This window comes from Paenibacillus sp. FSL R7-0163, assembly GCF_037969975.1.
Classification (GTDB): Bacteria; Bacillota; Bacilli; order Paenibacillales; family Paenibacillaceae; genus Paenibacillus_AQ; species Paenibacillus_AQ odorifer.
In genome coordinates this window covers 505199-525889 of sequence record NZ_CP150224.1, presented here as the reverse complement: position 1 = coordinate 525889, position 20691 = coordinate 505199, and the positions used below count along the sequence as shown (strand labels likewise).

The window sequence follows — 20691 nt, the reverse complement described above, 5'->3', positions numbered from 1 at the left end:
ACCACAAACCATACTCCCAACCCTGGGAGTTTTTTGTCGGGCAATTATTACAATGAGATACATCACATTTTTATATTGACAGTAATTGTATACGGACTTATGATAAGTCCAGCATAATTGATAACGATTATCATTTAGATATAAAAAAGGGGTGTTTTTTTAATGAAATTTACTTATGCGGTGCCTGCAGGTCTGCTTGCAGCCTCCATACTATTTACCGGATGTGCCAATAACAACAATTCTACAAATACTGCTACCAACAGCACTACAGCCACCAACACACCGACGACTGCTGCGGCTACCAACACACCGGAGACTGCCGCCGCTGACTTCACGTCAGCTATAGATCAATATCGCACATACGTCATCCAGCAATGTGATGAATTTGTTAAGCAAACAGAGAGTTTCACCAACGCTGTAAAAGAGGACAAGATTGATGAGGCTAAGGCGCTCTATGCTCCTGCCCGCATGTATTATGAACGGATTGAGCCTATTGCAGAAGCACTTGGCGACTTGGACCCAAATATCGATGCCCGGGAAAATGATGTAGATGCGGCAGAGTGGCGCGGTTTCCACAAGCTTGAGAAAGCACTCTGGCAGGACAATACAACTAAAGATATGACAGAAGTTGCTGACCAATTGTTGAAGGATGCACAGCTGTTACGTGCGAAAGTTGAGACCGTTGAGATCGACGCGAATCTGCTCGTAACTGGTGCTGTTGAGCTTTTAAATGAAGTCTCCTCCTCCAAAGTAACCGGAGAGGAAGAACGTTACTCGCACACAGACCTGTATGATTTCGTCGCAAACGTTGAGGGCGCGCAAAAGATATACGAGCTGTTAAAACCAGAACTAGCTAAAAAGGATGCCGATCTTGAAAAAACCATTGGTGAACGATTCGCTGCCTTGCAAGCTGAGCTTGCCCCTTTCAAATCCGGAGATGGATATGTTTCCTATGAAGAGCTGAAAGAAGATGAAGTACGTAAACTGAGTCAGAATTTGGACGCCTTGGCTGAGCCATTGTCCAACATGGGAACTATTCTAGGAGTGTGACCCTCATGAATAAACATAACAAGTTCACTGGAGTACCAGGTAATCCTGAAAGTCCCCCTCTTAATGATCAATCGAAGAATCAGCCTATATTTGGTAAAAAATTAAGCCGCCGCGATATGCTGCGGCTTACTGGCGCCACTGGCCTTGGTCTTTTGTTAGGGGGCGGAGGTGTCGGTGGAATTATAGCTGCGCGTAATGCTGTAGCTGAGCCAACGAAAGCCGCAGAAGGTGATTCCAGTTCCATTCCTTTTTATGGGAGCCATCAGGCGGGAATTTTGACACCTGCACAAAACTTTATTTATTTTGCTGCCTTTGATTTCACCACAACCAAACTGGCCGATGTGAAAAAACTAATGCAAGCATGGACCACTGCCGCTGCCGCTCTTACTACTGGCGAGCTTATTGGTGACGTAAATGACAATCCCAATCTTCCGCCCTCAGACACCGGGGAAGCGGACGGGCTAAACCCTGCACGGTGTACGCTGACCTTTGGTGTTGGCCCTTCCTTTTTTGATGAAAGATTCGGCTTAGCTTCGAAACGCCCAGCCCTATTGGCCGATCTTCCGGCATTTGCGGGTGACAATCTTGATCCGAAATGGTGTGGCGGGGATATTTGTGTGCAAGCCTGTGCCGATGATCTGCAGGTTGCATTTCATGCGATCCGCAATCTGGCTCGTATTGCCCGGGGGACTGCTGTACTACGCTGGACACAGGAAGGTTTTCAACGCACTGGAGCAGCGGATCCCAAGGGGGCTACGCCACGCAATCTTTTGGGTTTCAAAGACGGCACGGGCAATCCCGATACAACTGATAACGCTGAAATGAACAAAGTGGTCTGGAACAGCAGCAGTGACGGTCCTTCTTGGATGAGCGGCGGCACTTATATGGCAGTACGCCGGGTGCGTCTGCGTATTGAAGTCTGGGATCGGTCTTCGCTAAGTGATCAGGAGGCTACCTTCGGGCGTTATCGTCACACCGGAGCTCCACTCGGAGCTAAGGATGAATTCGATGAGTTGGATCTTTCAGCGGCGGACGCTTCCGGGAAACCTGTCATTCCGGCGAATTCACACTCCGCATTGGCGCATGGTGACGGTACAGTCAAAATGCTGCGCCGCTCCTACTCTTTTTCCAGCGGTTTGGACGTCACCACGGGACAGCTTGATGCAGGTTTGTTATTCATTAGCTTTCAACGTGATTTAATGAAACAATTCGTTGCCATTCAGCAGCGCCTCTCTAAGACTGATCTCCTGAACGAATATATGACTCACACCGGCAGCGCGGTATTTGCCTGCTTCCCGGGTATCCGCAGTGGCGGCTTTATCGGGGAAACACTACTAAGCTAAATTTATGGCTGTCCATTATTGAAGGGGGATTATCCCGATGTTATCTCTTACGCATCCTAAACGGCAAATGCCAAAGGTTGCTTTGCTGATTCTTTTTGGCTTTTTGTGTATGCTTTTGCTCTCCAGCCCCGCGGGGGCGGAGGGCGATGGCACGGTCGACGAGCTCCTGCCGCCGGTCGGCAGCGCGCTCGTCGAAGCCGGCCAGAGCCGCTGGGACGCGGCCGCCGCCGATGTAGAAGTGTTCGCTGCGCTGTGGCGCACCGCGAACACAGGCACGCCGGACCCGGCACTCGCCGGTCCGGCTGCTGCCGTTGACGCCGCGCTTGCAGACGCGGCGAAAGCCCTTGCGGCGGGCGGCGGCGAGCCCGCCAAAACCGCACTGTCCACGCTCGCGAGAAGCGTGGACGCGTACGTCACCGCCGCCTCCGGCACGGTCGGCGGTGATACTGGAGCCGCCGGACGCGAGACGGCGGCGAAGCTTTTGCCCGCGGCGGAACGTACGCGGGATGCGGCGCGCAGCGCCGACTGGAGCGCGGCAGCGGCAGCGTACCGCGACATCGTCAGCGGATGGAAGCCGGCGGAGCGCAACATCCGGGCGGACGATTCCGCCGTCTACAGCCTGCTGGAGACGCGAATAAGCCTGCTGCGGATTGCGCTGCAGGCTGAACCGCTCCGTGAGGCGTCGGCGAAATCGGAAGCAGAAGCACTATATCAGCTGCTGGCTGATTACAGTGAAGGCAAAACCATTGACGCTGGGGACACTTCCAGTGAACCAGCTTCTATAGAGGGATTAATCAACTACCTGAACAAAGCATCCTCCGCTGCCAAAGACAATAACAGCACAGAGGCCGCTAACATCATGGAGCAATTCATCGTAGCCTGGCCTTCTGCCGAGGGGCAAGTCCAGATCGCCTCACCAACAGTCTACAACAATATCGAAAACGAGAGTGCGGCTGTCACAGGTTACCTGCTCTCAAATCCACCTAAACTGGATCAAGCTTTAACCATCATGGACAATATGCTTAGTGAACTAACGCCTTTGGCTGGTGAGACCACTTATAATGCTTGGGATGCCGCTTTGATTCTGTTGCGCGAAGGACTTGAGGCTATTCTCGTCTTGTCAGCTCTTCTTGCTTACCTGAAACGTGATGGCAACGCCAAAGCGCAAAAATGGATCTGGTCCGGTGCAGCTGTCGGCCTCACCGCAAGTATCGGATTGGCTGTTGTGCTCACTTATACCATTTCTCGGGCAGCTTCCGGTGGAGCGCGGGAGATGATTGAAGGGATTACTGGTCTTGTCGCGGTAGTTATGATGCTCACCATCGGACGCTGGTTGCATAGCAAATCAAACACTGCGAACTGGAACAACTACGTGGGTAGGCAAGTTGATGGCGCGCTGGCCAAAGGAAACCTTTGGTCACTGTCCTCCGTTGCAGCGCTTGCGATTTTACGTGAAGGTGCAGAGACTACTATTTTTTATGTGGGCATGGCTCCATCCATCAAGCTGTCTCAATTACTGCTTGGGATTGGATGTGCTCTGATTATTCTTGGTATTGTAGGTTATGCAATGATTGCCTTGAGTGCAAAATTACCGATTGCCGCCTTCTTCCGTACAGCTACAATTCTTATTTATTACCTAGTATTTCGCTTTCTTGGGGAGAGCATTCACTCGCTTCAGGTCGCTGGCAAACTTCCTGCGCATGTACAAGAGGGCTTGCCTTCAATTAACTGGCTTGGCATGTATCCAACTTGGGAAACCTTGCTTCCACAGCTGCTTGTCCTGCTGTTTATTGTGTGGGAGCTGCTTCGGAACAGATCGCCAAAAGCTTCACGAACAGCTTAGTTTTATTAATACAATAGATCTACCGGTCCGTCACGCCCTTGTGGTTACGCCGGTTTAGTCCGGTAATCTCTTGCATTTACAGTCTAATTTATGAAATGGATTCCATAGCAAGCTTTTTATTTGGGAGGTTATTTGCGGACAATATGATAAAATAAAATGATTATACACAAGCACCAAAGGGAGGCTGTTGTACTCTAATGGCTAATATTAAAGAAATTGCCCGTATGGCTGGTGTTTCCGTGACAACAGTCTCGCGGGTGCTCAATAATCACCCTTATGTAAGTGAAGTCAAACGAACCGCAGTTCTAACTACAATTGAAAAATTAAACTACACGCGTAATATGAACGCTGTGCATCTGATCACTGGGCGGACTCAAGCTATAGCTGTTATTATTCCGTATACCAACTTATTTTATTTCTCAGTCATTATAGCAGGCTTGGCTCAAGAAGCACTGCTGGCTCAATACCGGCTCGTTCTGTGCCAAACCGATTATCGTACTGAAGAAGAAATTAAGGTGCTTGAGATGCTGCGCAATAAAGAAATTGACGGTGTGGTTATGGTCTCTTCAACAATGAGCTCAGAAGCTATTGAAGAATATACAGCTTATGGCCCTATTGTGGTATGTCAGGATAGAGGAGAACGCCAATTTTCTTCTGTATATATTGAGCATTATTCTGCTTTTCGCAGCGGCCTTCAATATTTGAATGATAAAGGTTACCGCCATATTGGCTACTGTGAAGGAAGACCATACGGCAGCAGCAGCTCTATCCGACAAATTGCCTTTAGAGACTTTCTGGCGGCTACAGATCAGCCTTACATTGATGAATGGATGATCTATAACTGTGTGACCGAAGAGGACGGTGCCCGCGTACTACACCAACTGCTGCAGATGAAGAATCGTCCTGATGCCCTGATTATTTCAGCAGGCGATCATATAGCGGCCGGTTTAATCATCGAAGCTTGGAAAAAGGGTATCCGCATTCCTGAGGATCTGGCCGTCATCGGATTTGATGATCAGCCTATCGGCCGAACGTTAGGTCTGACCACTGTAGATAATCAGTTAACTGAAATGGGCATATCCGCTTTTCGGATTATCTATGATCAGATCCAGCGAAATGATGGACAACCCGTTCACCGCAAGCTTGAGTACCGTATTATAGAACGCAATACAGTATAGCATCCCTTTTATCTTATATCTCCGTAATTACATCATTTAACGGTCCACTTTGCAGCCTTCTGCGAGTAGGCCGTTTTTTATTTTTGCATATTCCCCTCAAGTATTCATTTTTATCCCTTGCTTCCGAATGGAATTTGTTTTATCCTAAGTATGAAAATAATTTTCTACATTTAGTTAATAATTATAAAAATAATTTCAATACCCCATTGAAACGAGGTGGATGAATGGATGTCCCCAATACTGCATGCACTCGAGCATGAGAAGGCCAAGCTCTCTCAAATGGAACGAAAGCTGGCTGAACGAATTCTCTCCTCACCAGGCGAAATCGTTCATATGGGCATTACAGAATTAGCAGAACAATGCGGAATAAGCCCGGCAACGATCACACGTTTCTGTAAGGTGCTTCATTTTAAAGGCTTCCCCGACTTCAAGGTGAAGCTGGCAGCAGAAATTGCTCATAGTGATGCCGCGCCGCAGGATGGTGGCTCTTCTTATCAAGATATTGTAGCAGGCAACCCACTCTCCGTGATTGTGGAAGCGATGCAGACGAACCATCTGACCTCCATCAGGGACACTACTTCCCTGTTAGATCTGGAGCGACTGCAGGCAGCAGTTAATTTATTGTGCCAAGCACGCCGCGTTGATCTATACGGGATGGCGACCTCTTCCATTGTTGCTCAGGATTTCTATCAGAAGCTGATCCGCATAGGCGTAAATTGCACTGCTTTTGCTGATTCCCATATGCAGATTACCTCTGCTTCATCACTCTCCGAAGGTGATGTCGTGTTCGCAGTATCCTATTCGGGAGAGACTCCCGAGACCATTGATGCCTTGATGTGTGCGAAGGCTAGCGGAGCAAGCACTATCGCACTAACCTCTTATGGCAGCAGCACCTTGGCTACTCTGGCGGATATCCCCCTATTCTCCTCATCTTTGGAGAAAGGTATGCGCCGGGGAGACATGGCCTCACGCATAGCTCAGCTTCACATCATTGATATTTTGTTCACTGGAATGGTCAGCACCCGTTTTGGGGATTTTATTCCTAGACTGGAGCAATCTTATCTCAATGTCCAACAATACCGAAACAAACGAGGAGGACAATCCTAATGAATATTCTAAAGTTCCATAGTGATGAAGATTTCGTACAAACGGGTGCGAATCTTATCGCCAGCCTACTGCAAAGCAATCCTAAAGCCGTGCTCGGTCTTGCGACCGGAAGCTCCCCAGTTGGTGTTTATGCCAAATTGGTTGAAATGCACCAAAAAGGACTTGTGAGTTTCTCTAAAGCAACTTCCTTTAATCTGGATGAGTATATCGGCTTGCCTGTCGACCATCCACAGAGCTATCGCAGTTTCATGAACGAGCAATTATTTAACCATATAGATATTGATCCAGGACAGACACATATCCCTAACGGAAACGCAGCGGATATGGAAGCAGAATGCCTTGCATACGATAAAATGCTGGAAGAAAACGGACCCGTTGACTTGCAGATTCTCGGTATTGGCAGCAACGGCCACATTGGATTCAACGAACCCGATGCTAACCTCAGCAGCAAAACCCATGTCGTTGACCTGCTTGATGATACCCGGGAAGCGAATGCCAGATTCTTCGACAGTTTGGACGAGGTACCTCGGCAAGCGATCACAATGGGCATTGGAGGCATCCTAAAAGCACGCCAAATCCTCTTATTAGTTCGTGGTGCCGGCAAAGCTGAAGCCATCCGCAATGCTGTTGAAGGCCCGATTACAACCCAATGCCCTGCATCCCTGCTGCAGAGCCATCCAAATGTAATCGTTCTCGTAGATGAAGGAGCAGGCAAATGGCTGAAATAAATAAAGAACTAGAACAGTTGCTGTTCGGTAAGGTACTGACTCCCCAAGGTTTAATTGAGCATGGTGTGATTGCCGTATCTGGAGAGCAGATCCACTATGCTGGCGATGCGGCTTGGCTCCCAGAGCGTTACGCTCATTGGCCTGCCAGTGGTCAAGCAACGGATCTTCTGATCCCCGGATTTGTAGATGTACATGTTCATGGTGGAGCTGGCCACGACTTTATGTACAGTGATACTGAATCGCTGAATGCCATCACTAAGTTCCATAGTTCCCAAGGAACAACAACAATGCTGGCTACAACCATGACCGCTTCCAAGTCTGCTATTGACCAAGTATTCTCCGAAGTCAGCGCTTATCGTGCTGCTGAAATGCCTTACACACAAATTGCAGGCATGCATCTGGAAGGACCCTTCATCAGCCCGAAATGGTCCGGCGCACAAAATCCAGAGCATATTGTTCCTGCCAATATTGAGTGGCTAGCACAATGGGAGAACGATTATCCAGGAATGATCCGGCAAGTCACGCTTGCTCCGGAACGTGAAGGTGCCCTCGAAGCTATTCTCTGGCTGCGCAAGCACGGTATAACTGCAGCGCTCGGGCATACGGATGCTTCCTTTGAAGAGGTTATTGCCGCAGCAGATGCTGGACTTAACCAAGCTGTGCATATGTTCAATGCGATGACACCCCTACATCACCGTAAACCTGGAGCGGCTGGCGCTATTTTGTTCGATAAACGCATTCGCGCAGAGATTATAGCCGACGGGATTCATGTTCATCCCGCAGCCATTTCTATATTGACCCGTCTCAAGAAAGAGAACAATTTATTACTGATTACTGATGCCATGTCTGCAACTGGACTTAGTGATGGTGAATATACAATTGGTGATTTACCTGTACTCGTTCAAGATGGCATCGCCACCCTTAAAGATAATCCTGCTGCTCTAGCTGGAAGCACACTAACGATGATTCGCGGCTTCCGTTATCTGATCCAAGAGGTAGGACTCAGCTTGGAAGAAGCCTCCCGTGCTGCAAGCCTTACGCCAGCGGCGTCCATTGGAATGGAGCGTAGCATTGGTTCCTTGGAGGCTGGAAAACGCGGCGATATCCTGCGCCTTGATGCTGAATTTAATATTTGCGGCGTATGGATCGGCGGACGTCCAATCACCACTTCATAAAATTAGCTCCAAACAAAAAAGCAACAATTCTCTCCAGATGGTGAGATTGTTGCTTTTTTATTTAGATCACAATAATCATTAATAATTACGTGTTGGGAAAATTCGTTCAACCATGGTACGGAATTCATCCACAAATCCTTTTATCGGATGACCAGCACGAGCCTCTTCAGCATAAACATTAGCGCGTTCCACGAAGTCAGGATTTGCTGATACGTATACATCCTTAATTCTCGCATCATGTTTTTTAACTTCTGCAGCAATTTTATCTTTAATTGCTTTGGTAACTGTTTCTGTTTCTCTTGTATTTATGGTGTTATTTGTGTTATTTGAGTTATTCGTGCTATTAGTGTTGTACATATGCGTCGAATTACTTCTGTAATTCGTGTCATGGGTACTAGGAGTGGTACTGCGCATGCCCATGCCCATTCCAGTTCCCATACCTTTTCCCATCCCCATATCTACATCATGTTTCGAGCCATCGCTGTTCAGCAGAGGACCATTATTATAAGTATGGTTTCTTGTCGTACCTGTTCCCATAGTACCTGTACCTGTACCTGTACCCAACATACCCGCTCCCAAATTACCCATACCATTGATTCCATTTCTGGTTGCCGGTCCAGTACTTGTTGTACCAGGAACTGTATTTACAGTACCTCTTAAGGCTCCGTTCATACCATTTGTTACGGCTCCAGTATCATTCATTCCATCACGGCCAATTTTCACTCTTCCTGTACCAGACATTACGCCAGTCGGTCCATAATTGTGAGGAGTGGTTGAAGATTTTGCCCGATACGATGGAGTCCCTTTGGCACGCAAGCCAGCAGTTGCATCATTTAAAGTTACTGCTACATACGCGCTTTTACCTGCAAGCATTACATTCGCTGAACGGACTTCAGGCATAGCAGCAATCCGGTCTGCAAGCTCCTGACTAACTTCCATCTTAGTGATGTTATGCGTGCCACCGCGTACGGAATTTACACCAATACGCCCATCATCTACTCCCCGGACACTATTGGTTTGCACATTAGATTTTTCTGCCGTATTGGTTCCACACCCTGTAATACTCACCAAGCCGAGAAGCAATGCAGCTGAGACTGACATACTGATCTTGGATCGCAACATGAATTCATCCTCCATCTCTAATGTTGTATGTGTGCAGTGTACGATCGTTAGGATGACCTTCTGAAGAACAAGCTATCCTGAAAGGATTTGGAACTATGCCACTTTGACCGTCACCCGCGAGTGCAGATCGGCGTATCTTATAAACAGTAAGCCATATCTCAACAAGTCGGTATTGCTCCGCAAAAGTCAGGAGGCTTGTGCATGAAAGTTCTATTTACGTTTTATGTACCGAGTGGCGGGGTGGAGACATTAAATAAGCTGCGATGTGAAAGTCTCCAGCGAAGTGGGATCGAATGCCATGTTTTATATCTAATGCCGGGTTCAGGCCAGAATACGACCAATTTTCCGGTATTTGTCTCATCTTCAGATGAAGAAATTAAAAATTTGCTGGATACCCATAATTACGATGCTATTATTGTTACATCAGATTATTTATTACTGAAACGTCTGCGTGAACTCGGTTACCGCGGTATTATGATATACGAATCTCAAGGCCTTGGAAAACGCAGTCATGCGGAAACTCTGATCAGAGATGCTGTCCCTTATTTACGTTCTTATTGTAATGCGGTACTAATCCCGCCAACCGATCATTTGTTGGAGCTGTTTATTGAAATCTGTCCCTGGCTGCATCGTTATGTAATTCCGAATATTGTTGATGTCCAGTCCTTTCAGCATATCCCTGCTGAACCTCCGGCTAATCCGGTTATCGCTTGGGTAGGCCGGCTAGAGAGCAATAAAAATTGGCGGGAATACTTGAGAATCGCCCATGAAATTCGCCTTTATAAACCAGATCTTCATTTGTGGATGTTCCATGATCCTAATTTAGCCGCAGAGGATCAAAAACAATCCTTTCAGGAGGAGCTACACGCCTTAGGGCTGAATGATCGTCTAAGTACTTTTACCAATATTCCTAATCATGTAATGCCGATTTATTATTCCTCGATAGCCAATTCTGGTGGATTCCTGTTAGCCACCTCCATTACAGAAGGATTTGGATATGCTGTTGCCGAAGCGATTTGCTGCACTTGTCCAGTACTTAGTACAGATTCCGATGGTGTCAGATCCTTTATTGTTCATAATGTCACGGGTAAATTTTACCCGCTTGGCAATATTCCAACTGCCGTCAACGAAGGACTGGAGCTTATGAACAATATTCCTCTGCGAGAGGGTCTCCGTCAGCAAGGAAGAGGATATATGGTCTCACGCTTCGGAACCGAGAAGTATGCGCAGTCTTTTCGTGAAATGATGAATTCATATGCCATCTTCTAACCGAAATCAAGCAAAAAAACCTTCAAGCCACTTCTCAAGTGGTACTGAAGGTTTTTTATATTTTAAGGACATATTACTAAGAGTTCCTCGCTACGATCTCAAACAGTGCATTCTGAAACAATTGTGTGCTTTTTTCCCAAGTGAAATGCTGTGAATCCTGCTCCCCCTTACGAGCCAGCCGCTGGCGTAAATCCGGGTCTTTAATTAAGGTTATGATATCATCCGCGAGCCGATTCTCAAACCGGTAGGACATTAAGCAGTTGTGGCCATGCCTGCCATATTCCATATTCCCACCGGAGTAAACAGTAACGAGTGCTGCTCCACAACGCATAGCCTCGATGCCTGGTAGAGATCCCGTATCATACGTACTTGAGCTTACAAAAATATCACTCTCACTATAATGGTAACAAAGTTCAGTATCATTTGCAGGAGTCCTTATATGATATCGTTCATCCATTAATAAAGTTTGCAGTGTAGTCGACTCAGCAAATTCACCAGGAGGAATAATCAAATAAAGTTCAACTTCTGGATGAAGTCTTCTGACCCGATTTAACTGTTCAAGCAAATAATCTTGTTCACGATGACCTGAGAATCCTCCCTCCGGCTTTCGCATAACCGCGGAAACTACAAGCTTATTTTCAGGTTCACGAATGTTCAGGTTTCTAAAAACAGGATTCACACCAATGGGCACGATTGTCCCCTTAATGCCATGATTCATCTGGACGATTTCTTGCTGCCAGCGGGAAAGTACGAGCAGATTGCTGGTTAAACTATAAGATGCAAAAGAACGGCTATTGTCAGGTAAAAAAGTGGGCTCGTAGCAAAGTGCTAAGCGAATATGAATCCCTTTTCCCTCATTACTTGCCTGCTGCGATACCTCGACTGTGGTATAAAAGTTGGAGACAATCACGTCCCCCACTGGAAAATCGCTGGCCGACAAATCATCATCTGCCGCATAACGCAATTCACAATTTATCTCGTATTCAACGATACCATCGCTGGGCAAGAGGATCGTAATTTCATGACCGATCTCTGACAGACGATTAGCCAGTTCTGCCAGCATCCGTTGTGCTCCGCCCCTAGATAGAGTTAGAACAGGAAATATTAATTTCATTCCCCTCTCTCCTTTAGCAGCAGATGCGATAGAACCCCGTGATGTTTTGCTTGTACCAGTTCTATCTCTCTTTTCTGCGCCTCACTATGAATCACTGAGCCCATCTCTTGATGCACTCGATAATCAAGCTGCGGATGCTCAATATAAGACCAGCTAAAATGCGGTAAAATACGCAGCCATAAATCATAATCTTGAGTATATAACAACATTTCATCGAACGTTCCTACAGCACGAAATATATCCATATGAAGAAGAACTGTACTCCCATTCACCGGACAACCCAACATCATAGTCTCAATAAAATGGGCCCTGCTGCTAAAAAGCATACTTACCGTATCTGAGATCCGTTCTCCCTGCTCATTTATATAATAATAGGCTGTATAGTTAAACAAAGTGCCCGTACTTTTGAGCTTTTCTATTTGGTTTTTGATTTTATCCGGGTGAAATTGATCATCTGCACTGAGCCAGGCAAAATACGTTCCGGTAGCCACTTCTATCCCTTTGTTCAAAGCAGAGGCCGTCCCGCCATTATCCTTTTGTATATAAATGATCCTGTCACGGAAGGGAGTCAACTTCTCCAGCCATAGGGTAGAACCGTCGTCGACTACAATGAGTTCTATATTCGGATAGCTTTGATTCAAGACACTTTGGATGGCGAGATCCACATACGAACAGTTATAAAATGGGATGATCACCGATACTTTAGGTACTTCACTCATACGCGCTCACCTCCTTCACCCGGAGCTCAACTTTTTATACTGTTTTACAAGCAAGCAAGGCATCTACTGGTGCATGGTCTTCACCGAATGCTTCTCGAAACGATGGGTTTTGGGCATGATGGAAGCCTTTCAGTACCGTTACCTCATACCCGAGTGCAATAAAATCCTCCGGCTCCCATCCGCTCCGGTGCTTTTGATAATGCTCCCCCTGCAAATGATAATGATCCATACCCTCCTGTGGAAAAAAGCCCCGAGGGGTAAATACAACTACTCGGTTATTGGCGATTCTTTCGGCCATCCCGAGCAGTGTCTTTGCTTCATTTTTATTAAAGTGCTCTATTGAATCAATAAAGGTAACCGCTGAAAATGTTTTGGGGAGGAACAATTTATCCATATGACTGGCATCTGCATGTACCGGAATAATATGAGGTGACTTATATTGACGATGCAGCAGGTACGGCCTGTGAATTTCTAATCCAAGCACTACTGCGGCTTCATATCGTTCAAGCAGGGTACCGGTGCCGCTGCCGATATCCAGAATACTCTCGCAGAATTTCAACTGTTCCAGTAAGACTGGCAGAAAGTCATTCACTTCAATTTCCCGGTACATTACCTTCAGCCCCCCATAGAAGAAATCAAGTGCTGCAGCGAATTCTTGTAGCGGGCATTGGTCGCAGCTGCCTCTGCCATAATTACATCAAAATATTTGATCGTTCCCATGCCATCATGAGTCCGGTAAGCTGTAAGTGATTGATTCAACATCACAGGTGGATATCCGTTCAGAATGGCGCGGAACCATAAGTCATAATCATGTGTGTAAGGAAGTGATTCATCAAAAAGCCCTATGGCTCCAAACACCTCTCGTTTAAACATCACCGTACAGCCATTAATAGGATTACCGTGTAAAAAACAACGTAAGTAATCCAGGTGACTAGGAAACAATGGCGCAGCATTCAGCTGAACCAACTGCGATTGAGCGTTAATATAATTAAAGTTGGTATAGGAGATTAACAAGTGGTTCTGCTCCATGAACAGAACCTGATTGTTGATCTTATCCCGATAAAATAAATCGTCTGAACTAAGCCAGACCACATAGTCCCCTGTTGCATTCAAAATGCCGTGATTCAGTGCGGAGGCGGTTCCCCCGTTGCCTTTGCCCAAATAATGAATTCGGGAGAGATACGGTGTAATTAGATTGCTATGAGCGTGCGAGCCGTCATCGACAATAATGACCTCGTAAGGTTCCCAAGACTGGGAGAGCGCACTTTGCAGGGCGTGTTCAATATAAGGACAATTATAAAAAGGAATCACTACCGAAACCTTCGGTCTCATAACAACCTCCCCTCCCCGTTAACTCGGTAATAATTCAAAATATCCATTAACGATTGGCTAAGCCCAATCTCCGGGCGCCAGCCCAGTGAAGACACATCAGCCTCAGGGGTTGATGCTTCTGAATGAACCTTCTTATCCGCTGTGGCTGCGATCTCTGAAATAGCCCGTTCAGCATCTGCAGGTCCCCAGTCCATTGGCACTGGTCCTACAGAATGACTGAGCATCTGCTCCGCGATCTCCCCGAGTTCCCGCTGCTTCCCCGAATCGATGCGATAGATGGTTCCATTTGTACCTTTACGCAAAATGTAGTCATAAGCTCTAACGGCATCTCTAACATCTAAAAAATCACGCAGCGCATAACGAGAAGAGAGCTTAAATGGAGGTATTTCCTCATCTGGCTGGACTTCACTTCGAACAATGTGCTGTGCTAATAAAGAGCAGAAGCCGGTGGAAGGACCGGGACCAATCAGATTACACGGTTCAGCCAGCAGAACCGGCTGTTTAAATAAGGTGCCCCATGCGAGGGACACCAGCTCTTCTATTGTTTTGCTAAGGCTATACGGGTGTGGTGGCCCAGCCACCACACCCGGTTTGAACTTAAGTCTGGAGCCTGCCACTAGAATCCGACTGCTCGGCAAGCTTCGCATTGCCTCTAGTAAATATAAGGTGGCCATCACATTTGTCTCCATATAAAGCAAGGGATTAAGCCATGACTCGGGTACGGAGTTCTTCCCAGCCAAATGAAGGACAGCGTCCGGCGCAGTTTGCTTGATCATCTCAGCTACTGCTTTCCGGTCACTTAAATCACAAACATATATCTTTACTCCTTCTGGAAAAAGAGTGGAGGCAGCTGTCGATTGCGGCCGCAATACAGCGATAACCTCAGACCCTCCTGCCGAAAATAATCGAACCGCATGTTGCCCGGTGAATCCACCGGCTCCGGTAATCAGAAGTCTTTGCCCTGTCATAAATACATCTCTGACTGTTTCATCCAGTCAGCCAGTTCCTGCAGCATTAAAGGATATGAAGGCAGCGGCAAGAGGACATCCGCTCTTGTATTCACTAGTGTACGATCCTGAATATGTTCATCCTCAGGGATGATCTCCACATTTTCTTTATGAAAAGCCGCCTGAATATGCTGAAGCAACTCATATTTACTTACTGGCTCTGGATGCGCTAAATGGATCAGCCCCGATACGGAGGAATCCAGCATTACATCCACTGCTTTGGCTAATTGGAGCGTTGTGACCCCGTTCCACATCACCCGCCGGTATCCTGAAACTTTACCACTCTGCGCCAGGAACCAATCCATCAGACCAATACCGCCTGGGCGGATTTCGGGGCCAATAATGGAAGTGCGAATCGTAAGATGCCCGGGTTTTTGCACCTCACCGAGGCTTTTCGAAATTGCATATACAGAGGTTCCATCAGGAGCATCCTCTTCGGTGTACCCTCCGCGTGTTCCTTCGAACACGCAGTCGGTACTGATATGGATGAGCCTTGCCTGAACATCCTCCGCCTTTCGCCACAAGTGATGAGGGAGGAAGCCATTCACGTGGTAAGCCCCAATTTTGTCACGCTCCGCGAATTGATTGAGAACCCCCATTGCATTGATAATGCAATGAGGGGAAACGATATCGACCAGCTTCTCAACTCCGGCTATATCGTTCGCATCTACATACAGCCCGCCAAGATCGCTCTTATCCCGGGTTGTATGGAAGACGTGATGCTTGCCCTGGCGGCGAAAATAATCCGCCAGCATATGCCCCGCCATACCGTTTCCACCTAGGATAAGCAGCTTCATTGCAGGAACCCTCCCCGGATCAAGATGCTTTTGATCTCTTCCCGATCCATCAGATTCGTCTCTGAACTGAAGCTATTGAAAGAGACATGAGGATAAGCGCTATAATGTGCCTTTAATTCCGGCATGTTCAGCGTAGGGAGAATTACTAGATACTGTTCATCGTAGACAACGGTAGTTAAGCTTTCGAAATCGCTCATCAGAATCTCGTGGATTTTCTCCCCCGGACGAATCCCGGTCTCGACAATACTCACATTGGACTCTCCGGAAGCTTCAATCAGCACCTCAGCAAGATCTATAATTCGGCAGGTAGGCATAGTCATGACGAAGATTTCTCCACCCAAGCTAACCTCAGAAGCTTTAAATAATAATGTAATAGCATCGCGTAGGGTAAAAAAGAAGCGGGTCATTTTCATATCCGTAATGCGTACCTGACCCTTATCCTTAATCTGCTTCATGAACAAATGCACGACGCTGCCGTTCGTTCCGAGCACATTACCTCCGCGTACAGTAACGAACCGGGTGTTTGAGCCAATCAGATTGGCATAAACGAACAATTTTTCCCCAATCGCTTTGGTCATTCCATAGAAGTTGGATGGGTTCGCAGCCTTATCGGTAGAGATGTAAATTGCTTTTTCAACGCCATTTACAATGGCAGCTTCGATCACATTTTGAGTTCCCACTACATTGGTTTTGAGTGCTTCATAAGGCTGATCTTCACAGACTGGAACATGTTTGAGCGCCGCCAGATGAAAGATGTAATCAACGCCACGGCAGGCTGCAATCAGCGCATCCTTGTCACGGATATCGCCAATGATAAAGCTGAGACGTTGATCTTCAAACTCCCGGCTCATCGCCACTTGAGCGGATTCACTGCGGGAGAATACGATGATTTCCTTAGGATTTTGTGGCAGAAGTTGCCTAATCAGTTCATGCCCCCAGGAACCAGTTCCGCCTGTGACCACAATCCTTTTATTATTGAACATGCAGGTTCCCTCCAAGCAAGAATTTAACTACCTTGACCGAAACATCCGGAGTCATGTATCCTTCCGGTGCCTCCCAATCCCGATTGAGCGCCGTCATCAGCTTGACGCTGCGCAGAATACTTTTCTGATCTACACCTGAGACTACATTGCTGCCACAATCCACTGTTTCTGGACGTTCCGTCGTTCTGCGAATCGTAACTGTTGGCACTTTCATCAAGCAGCATTCCTCCTGTACAGTCCCGCTGTCGGTGATGGCACATAAGGCGTGCTGTTCCAAATAGACAAAATCAAAAAATCCGAAAGGTTCATGAAATTCAACTAGTGGGTTCATTGGAAGGGAAAATTGCTCGGTAAGTTTGGAGCGAGTGCGAGGATGAATGCTGCATATTAAACGAATTCCAAAATGCTCAGCCACTGCGTTAAGACCCGACATAATTTGTACAAGGGACTCTGGATCGTCTACATTCTCAGCACGGTGGGCCGTGACTAGAAAATACTGTCCTGAGGTAAGCTTCAGCTGCTCCAGAATGTCGCTAGTCTGGATTTTGTGCTCAAAATGGGTCATGACCTCATGGATCGGATTTCCTGTTAACACGATACGCCTGCTGGGGAAACCTTCGCTGATTAGATGTCTTTTGCTCTGCTGCGTATAAGGCATATTAATGGTCGAAACGGCGTCGATGACACGGCGGTTTTTCTCTTCTGGTACTTGGAGGTCATAGCAACGGTTGCCCGCTTCCATATGCACCACCGGAATTCCCATACGTTCAGCCAAAATCGCGCATAACGCGCTGTTCGTATCGCCCAGAAGCAAGACACGATCTGGCTGTTCTTTTAGTAAAATGCTTTCTAACCCTCCGAACATGGCGGCAAGCTGACCGCCTAGTCCTGCTTGTTTATCCTGCAGCACATAATCCGGTGCCCGCAGTCCCAGCTCAGCAAAGAAAATACCGCTGAGACTGGCGGTGAAGTTCTGGCCTGTATGCACCAGGATGTGCCGCTCAGCATGTTCGTCGAGAAGCGGAATGATTACACTGAGGCGAATGATTTCAGGCCTCGTGCCTAAAATCGTCATGATCTTCATGAGTTCACTCCCCTGCCTGTTTAATTATAGTCTGACTTGGCTCAGTCAGCGGACTGTGCTCTGTGGTTGCTGGATTGAGCTCATTTTGCGGGATTTATACCGTTCATTTGGCTCAGGTTGCTGGATTGAGCTCATTTTGCGGGATTTATACCGCTCATTGCGTTCAGATTGCTGGATTGAGCTCATTTTGCGGGATTTATACCGTTCATTTGGCTCAGATTGCTGGATTGAGCTCATTTAGCGGGAAATGTACCGTTCATTTGGCTCAGGTTGCTGGATTGAGCTCATTTTGCGGGATTTATACCGCTCATTTAGCTCAAGTTGCTGGATTGAGCTCATTTTGCGGGATTTATACCGCTCATTGCGTTCAGATTGCTGGATTGAGCTCATTTTGCGGGATTTTTACCGTTCATTTGGCTCAGGTTGCTGGATTGAGCTCATTTAGCGGGATTTTTACCGTTCATTTGGCTCAGGTTGCTGGATTGAGCTCATTTAGCGGGAATTATACCGTTCATTTGGCTCAGGTTGCTGGATTGAGCTCTTTTTGCGGGATTTTTACCGTTCATTGCGCTCAAGTTGCTGGATTGAGCTCATTTTGCGGGAATTATACCGTTCATTTGGCTCAGGTTGCTGGATTGAGCTCTTTTTGCGGGATTTTTACCGTTCATTTGGCTCAGATTGCTGGATTGAGCTCATTTAGCGGGAAATGTACCGTTCATTTGGCTCAGGTTGCTGGATTGAGCTCTTTAAACGGGATTTTTACCGTTCATTGCGCTCAAGTTGCTGGATTGAGCTCATTTTGCGGGATTTTTACCGCTCATTGCGCTCAAGTTGCTGGATTGAGCTCATTTTGCGGGACTTATACCGTCCATTGCGCTCTGGTTGCTGGATTGAGCTCTTTTAGCGGGAAATGTACCGTTCATTTGGCTCAAGTTGCTGGATTGAGCTCAATGAAGAGCATTTTTATCTCTCTTTGTACTCAGCTTGCCACTTCGCTGCAATCGAGGCATTTACGCCGCGCGCCGCCGTCCACCGCGGCGGGCCCGGCGGCGCTTGCCCCCGGCGGTGCTGCGCCGCCGGGCAGAACCTTTACGCCGCTTGCGAGCAACGCGGCGCAAAACCAACGGGCGCCCGCTTCGCCGGCGCGCCCGGGCTTTGCCGCGCCGCTTGCGGGCGACGCGGCTCGGCAGGCCCTTGCTTCGCGGCGGCAAAGCCGGCGACGCTGCGGGTAAGTCAGGCTGGACAGCGGGTGGTTCCACCACCACCACGCTGTCAGCCTCGCGCACCGCGGGTGCGCTGCAATAGCGGAGGTTCCACATCTCCGCAAGACCCTGCAGGCGGCTCCGATAAGCCGCCGGACCATAGACGGCGTCGACGCGCTCCCGCGCTTGACTGCCTATAGTTAACGCCATTCCTGGCTGCGCCAGCATGACGTTGACTCTTTCTGCCAGCGCGGAAATGTCCGATGCTGGCACGAGATTTTCGCCGCAGCCCGCTGCGTGCAGAATTTCTCGTAAGCCCCCAGAGTCGTAAGCGACCACGGGTTTTCCAAAAGCCATTCCTTCCAGAGCAGTCATGCCGAAGCCTTCGCGGATCAGACTAGGAACCACTAGCACATCCATGGCGCAATAAGCGGATGGAAGGCATTCAGCATAACCAACAAATTTAAACCGGGTGTACAGTCCCTCAAGCTTCACCTTGCGGACACAACGCTCATAGTAGCTTTTATCACCAGCAGACCCAATGACAACAAATTTCGAGCTTGGATGAACCGCGTGCACAAGCACAGCCATTTTCACAAAATGTTCTAGCCCTTTTTCCTTGTTGATAAAAGAAGAAATATAACCGACCAGCTGTTCATGCGGTTTAACCCGCAATTCCCGCCGCCGTTCGCTCCGAAGCTTGCTCCAAGCCTCAATCATCATCTCTTTATCATTCCAAGAGGGAGGCAGCTGGATCACTTTTTCCGCTCTCACGTCCTCTGGAAAGCAAGCTGCAGCTGTTTGTGAAATAGCTAATATCTCATCACTATTCCGATGAATCAGCCCTACACTAATAGGTGTATATTCATTGTCTGTTATCGTCTCTGATATTTTCCATATCACCGGAATGCCCAGTGACTTTGCAGCCATTGCTGGCAGAGCATGCACACAGGTACTTGTAATAACAAACGCCGGGCGCAGGGAATTCAGCCAGTCTGTTAACTCGTGATACTCCCTGCTTTCCTGGAATTTCTGAGCATCTGCCTCCAACCCTGCATAAGGAGTGTACATTCCATATAAAAGAGGAATCGAAAGCAACTGTACACTTATTCCACAGCTTCGAGCCTGAGAAGTCAGCTTGCCGTCCTGAGGTGCAACGAGAATACAATTAAAGTACGGAGAAAGCTCCTGAGCGAAAAACAACAATAGCTTCTCCGCTCCCGTAATACTGCGTGTATTGGATACATGTGAAAAGAGGACGATTGTAGCTTTGTCAGCCATGGCGTTTCGGCGCTCCCTAACGAGGGGCCTGGAGCAGCCATTCACCTCCTTAAAAAATTTACAAACTTTGCGCTAAGTTCTATCCTTCGCAGTAAACTCTCTTTGAAGATAGTCGCTCCTGTGACTCGCAACATCGCTTCCGCTTAGCTCTAGAATCTCGTCAGTCAATTCACTTCGTTCCCGAGCTTCGCCCCTTCGCTTCCACTCTGCTCTCGAATCTAGCCAGTCGCTTCCGCTCCGCTATACAAGCCCGCTCCAGACGTTGCTTCTTTTCATCAGGCCACAGGCATAAGCTGAGGTTCGGTTCTACAGTATATCGAGGAAAAACAGATGCCGGCACGACACCTGTCCCCTGGT

The 20691-nt window shown here is 47.7% G+C and carries 19 protein-coding genes; 8 read left to right on the top strand and 11 right to left on the bottom strand.

From position 1 onward, the window contains the following. The first annotated feature begins 162 nt into the window (after positions 1-162). From efeO to nagA, 7 genes are all read left to right on the top strand, one after another. The gene (gene efeO / locus NST45_RS02240) at positions 163-1050 is read left to right on the top strand and encodes an iron uptake system protein EfeO (RefSeq protein ID WP_036679682.1); all 888 of its coding nucleotides are present in this window, start codon (positions 163-165) and stop codon (positions 1048-1050) included. A 5-nt stretch (positions 1051-1055) separates the two neighbouring features. Next, entirely contained in the window at positions 1056-2393 is a 1338-nt protein-coding gene (gene efeB, locus NST45_RS02235) for an iron uptake transporter deferrochelatase/peroxidase subunit (RefSeq protein ID WP_339824753.1), read from the top strand. Positions 2394-2631: 238 nt separating this feature from the next. Further along, positions 2632-4236 carry an FTR1 family protein gene (locus tag NST45_RS02230; protein ID WP_249267721.1) on the top strand — a complete coding sequence of 535 codons (1605 nt, stop codon included), beginning with the start codon at positions 2632-2634 and terminating at the stop codon, positions 4234-4236. A 197-nt stretch (positions 4237-4433) separates the two neighbouring features. Continuing rightward, positions 4434-5414, top strand: a complete 981-nt coding sequence (locus NST45_RS02225) for a LacI family DNA-binding transcriptional regulator (protein ID WP_036679686.1) — start codon at positions 4434-4436, stop codon at positions 5412-5414. 228 nt (positions 5415-5642) lie between these two features. Next, positions 5643-6521 (top strand): MurR/RpiR family transcriptional regulator, encoded by an 879-nt coding sequence (locus NST45_RS02220; protein ID WP_036679688.1) that lies wholly within the window; start codon positions 5643-5645, stop codon positions 6519-6521. Then, complete coding sequence (nagB, locus tag NST45_RS02215) at positions 6521-7249, top strand: glucosamine-6-phosphate deaminase (RefSeq protein WP_036679689.1); 729 nt, start codon at positions 6521-6523, stop codon at positions 7247-7249. The genes NST45_RS02220 and nagB overlap by 1 nt, the downstream gene beginning before the upstream one ends. After that, positions 7237-8424: an N-acetylglucosamine-6-phosphate deacetylase gene (nagA, locus tag NST45_RS02210; protein ID WP_036679691.1), complete on the top strand. Its 1188-nt coding sequence runs from the start codon at positions 7237-7239 to the stop codon at positions 8422-8424. Before nagB ends, nagA begins: the two co-directional genes overlap by 13 nt. A gap of 78 nt (positions 8425-8502) precedes the next feature. On the opposite strand, the gene NST45_RS02205 is transcribed toward nagA, so the two are convergent. Then, positions 8503-9546 carry a YhcN/YlaJ family sporulation lipoprotein gene (locus tag NST45_RS02205; protein ID WP_076274347.1) on the bottom strand — a complete coding sequence of 348 codons (1044 nt, stop codon included), beginning with the start codon at positions 9544-9546 and terminating at the stop codon, positions 8503-8505. A gap of 201 nt (positions 9547-9747) precedes the next feature. On the opposite strand from NST45_RS02205, the gene NST45_RS02200 reads away from it, so the two are divergent. Beyond that, complete coding sequence (locus NST45_RS02200; RefSeq protein ID WP_036679693.1) at positions 9748-10815, top strand: glycosyltransferase family 4 protein; 1068 nt, start codon at positions 9748-9750, stop codon at positions 10813-10815. A 76-nt stretch (positions 10816-10891) separates the two neighbouring features. Here the strand turns inward: NST45_RS02200 and NST45_RS02195 are convergent, their stop codons facing one another. From NST45_RS02195 to NST45_RS02150, 10 genes are all read right to left on the bottom strand, one after another. Further along, positions 10892-11929, bottom strand: coding sequence for a glycosyltransferase family 4 protein (locus NST45_RS02195; RefSeq protein ID WP_339824750.1), 1038 nt, complete (start codon positions 11927-11929; stop codon positions 10892-10894). Continuing rightward, a complete protein-coding gene (locus NST45_RS02190; RefSeq protein WP_076223488.1) occupies positions 11926-12648 on the bottom strand; it encodes a glycosyltransferase in 723 nt (240 codons plus the stop codon). The genes NST45_RS02195 and NST45_RS02190 overlap by 4 nt, the downstream gene beginning before the upstream one ends. Before the next feature lie 34 nt (positions 12649-12682). Continuing rightward, positions 12683-13258: a class I SAM-dependent methyltransferase gene (locus NST45_RS02185; protein ID WP_036679697.1), complete on the bottom strand. Its 576-nt coding sequence runs from the start codon at positions 13256-13258 to the stop codon at positions 12683-12685. A gap of 5 nt (positions 13259-13263) precedes the next feature. Then, a complete protein-coding gene (locus NST45_RS02180) occupies positions 13264-13980 on the bottom strand; it encodes a glycosyltransferase (protein WP_339824745.1) in 717 nt (238 codons plus the stop codon). Beyond that, on the bottom strand, positions 13977-14948 hold the full coding sequence (locus NST45_RS02175) for an NAD-dependent epimerase/dehydratase family protein (RefSeq protein ID WP_339824742.1): 972 nt from the start codon (positions 14946-14948) through the stop codon (positions 13977-13979). Before NST45_RS02175 ends, NST45_RS02180 begins: the two co-directional genes overlap by 4 nt. Beyond that, positions 14945-15784, bottom strand: a complete 840-nt coding sequence (locus NST45_RS02170; RefSeq protein WP_339824739.1) for an SDR family oxidoreductase — start codon at positions 15782-15784, stop codon at positions 14945-14947. The genes NST45_RS02175 and NST45_RS02170 overlap by 4 nt, the downstream gene beginning before the upstream one ends. Then, complete coding sequence (locus tag NST45_RS02165) at positions 15781-16767, bottom strand: polysaccharide biosynthesis protein (RefSeq protein ID WP_036679704.1); 987 nt, start codon at positions 16765-16767, stop codon at positions 15781-15783. Before NST45_RS02165 ends, NST45_RS02170 begins: the two co-directional genes overlap by 4 nt. After that, a complete protein-coding gene (gene wecB / locus NST45_RS02160) occupies positions 16757-17851 on the bottom strand; it encodes a UDP-N-acetylglucosamine 2-epimerase (non-hydrolyzing) (protein WP_076103696.1) in 1095 nt (364 codons plus the stop codon). Before wecB ends, NST45_RS02165 begins: the two co-directional genes overlap by 11 nt. Positions 17852-18861: 1010 nt before the next feature. Next, positions 18862-20334 carry a glycosyltransferase gene (locus tag NST45_RS02155; protein ID WP_052097299.1) on the bottom strand — a complete coding sequence of 491 codons (1473 nt, stop codon included), beginning with the start codon at positions 20332-20334 and terminating at the stop codon, positions 18862-18864. 169 nt (positions 20335-20503) lie between these two features. After that, a complete protein-coding gene (locus NST45_RS02150) occupies positions 20504-20674 on the bottom strand; it encodes a hypothetical protein (protein WP_176462682.1) in 171 nt (56 codons plus the stop codon). Between the last annotated feature and the right edge of the window lie 17 nt (positions 20675-20691).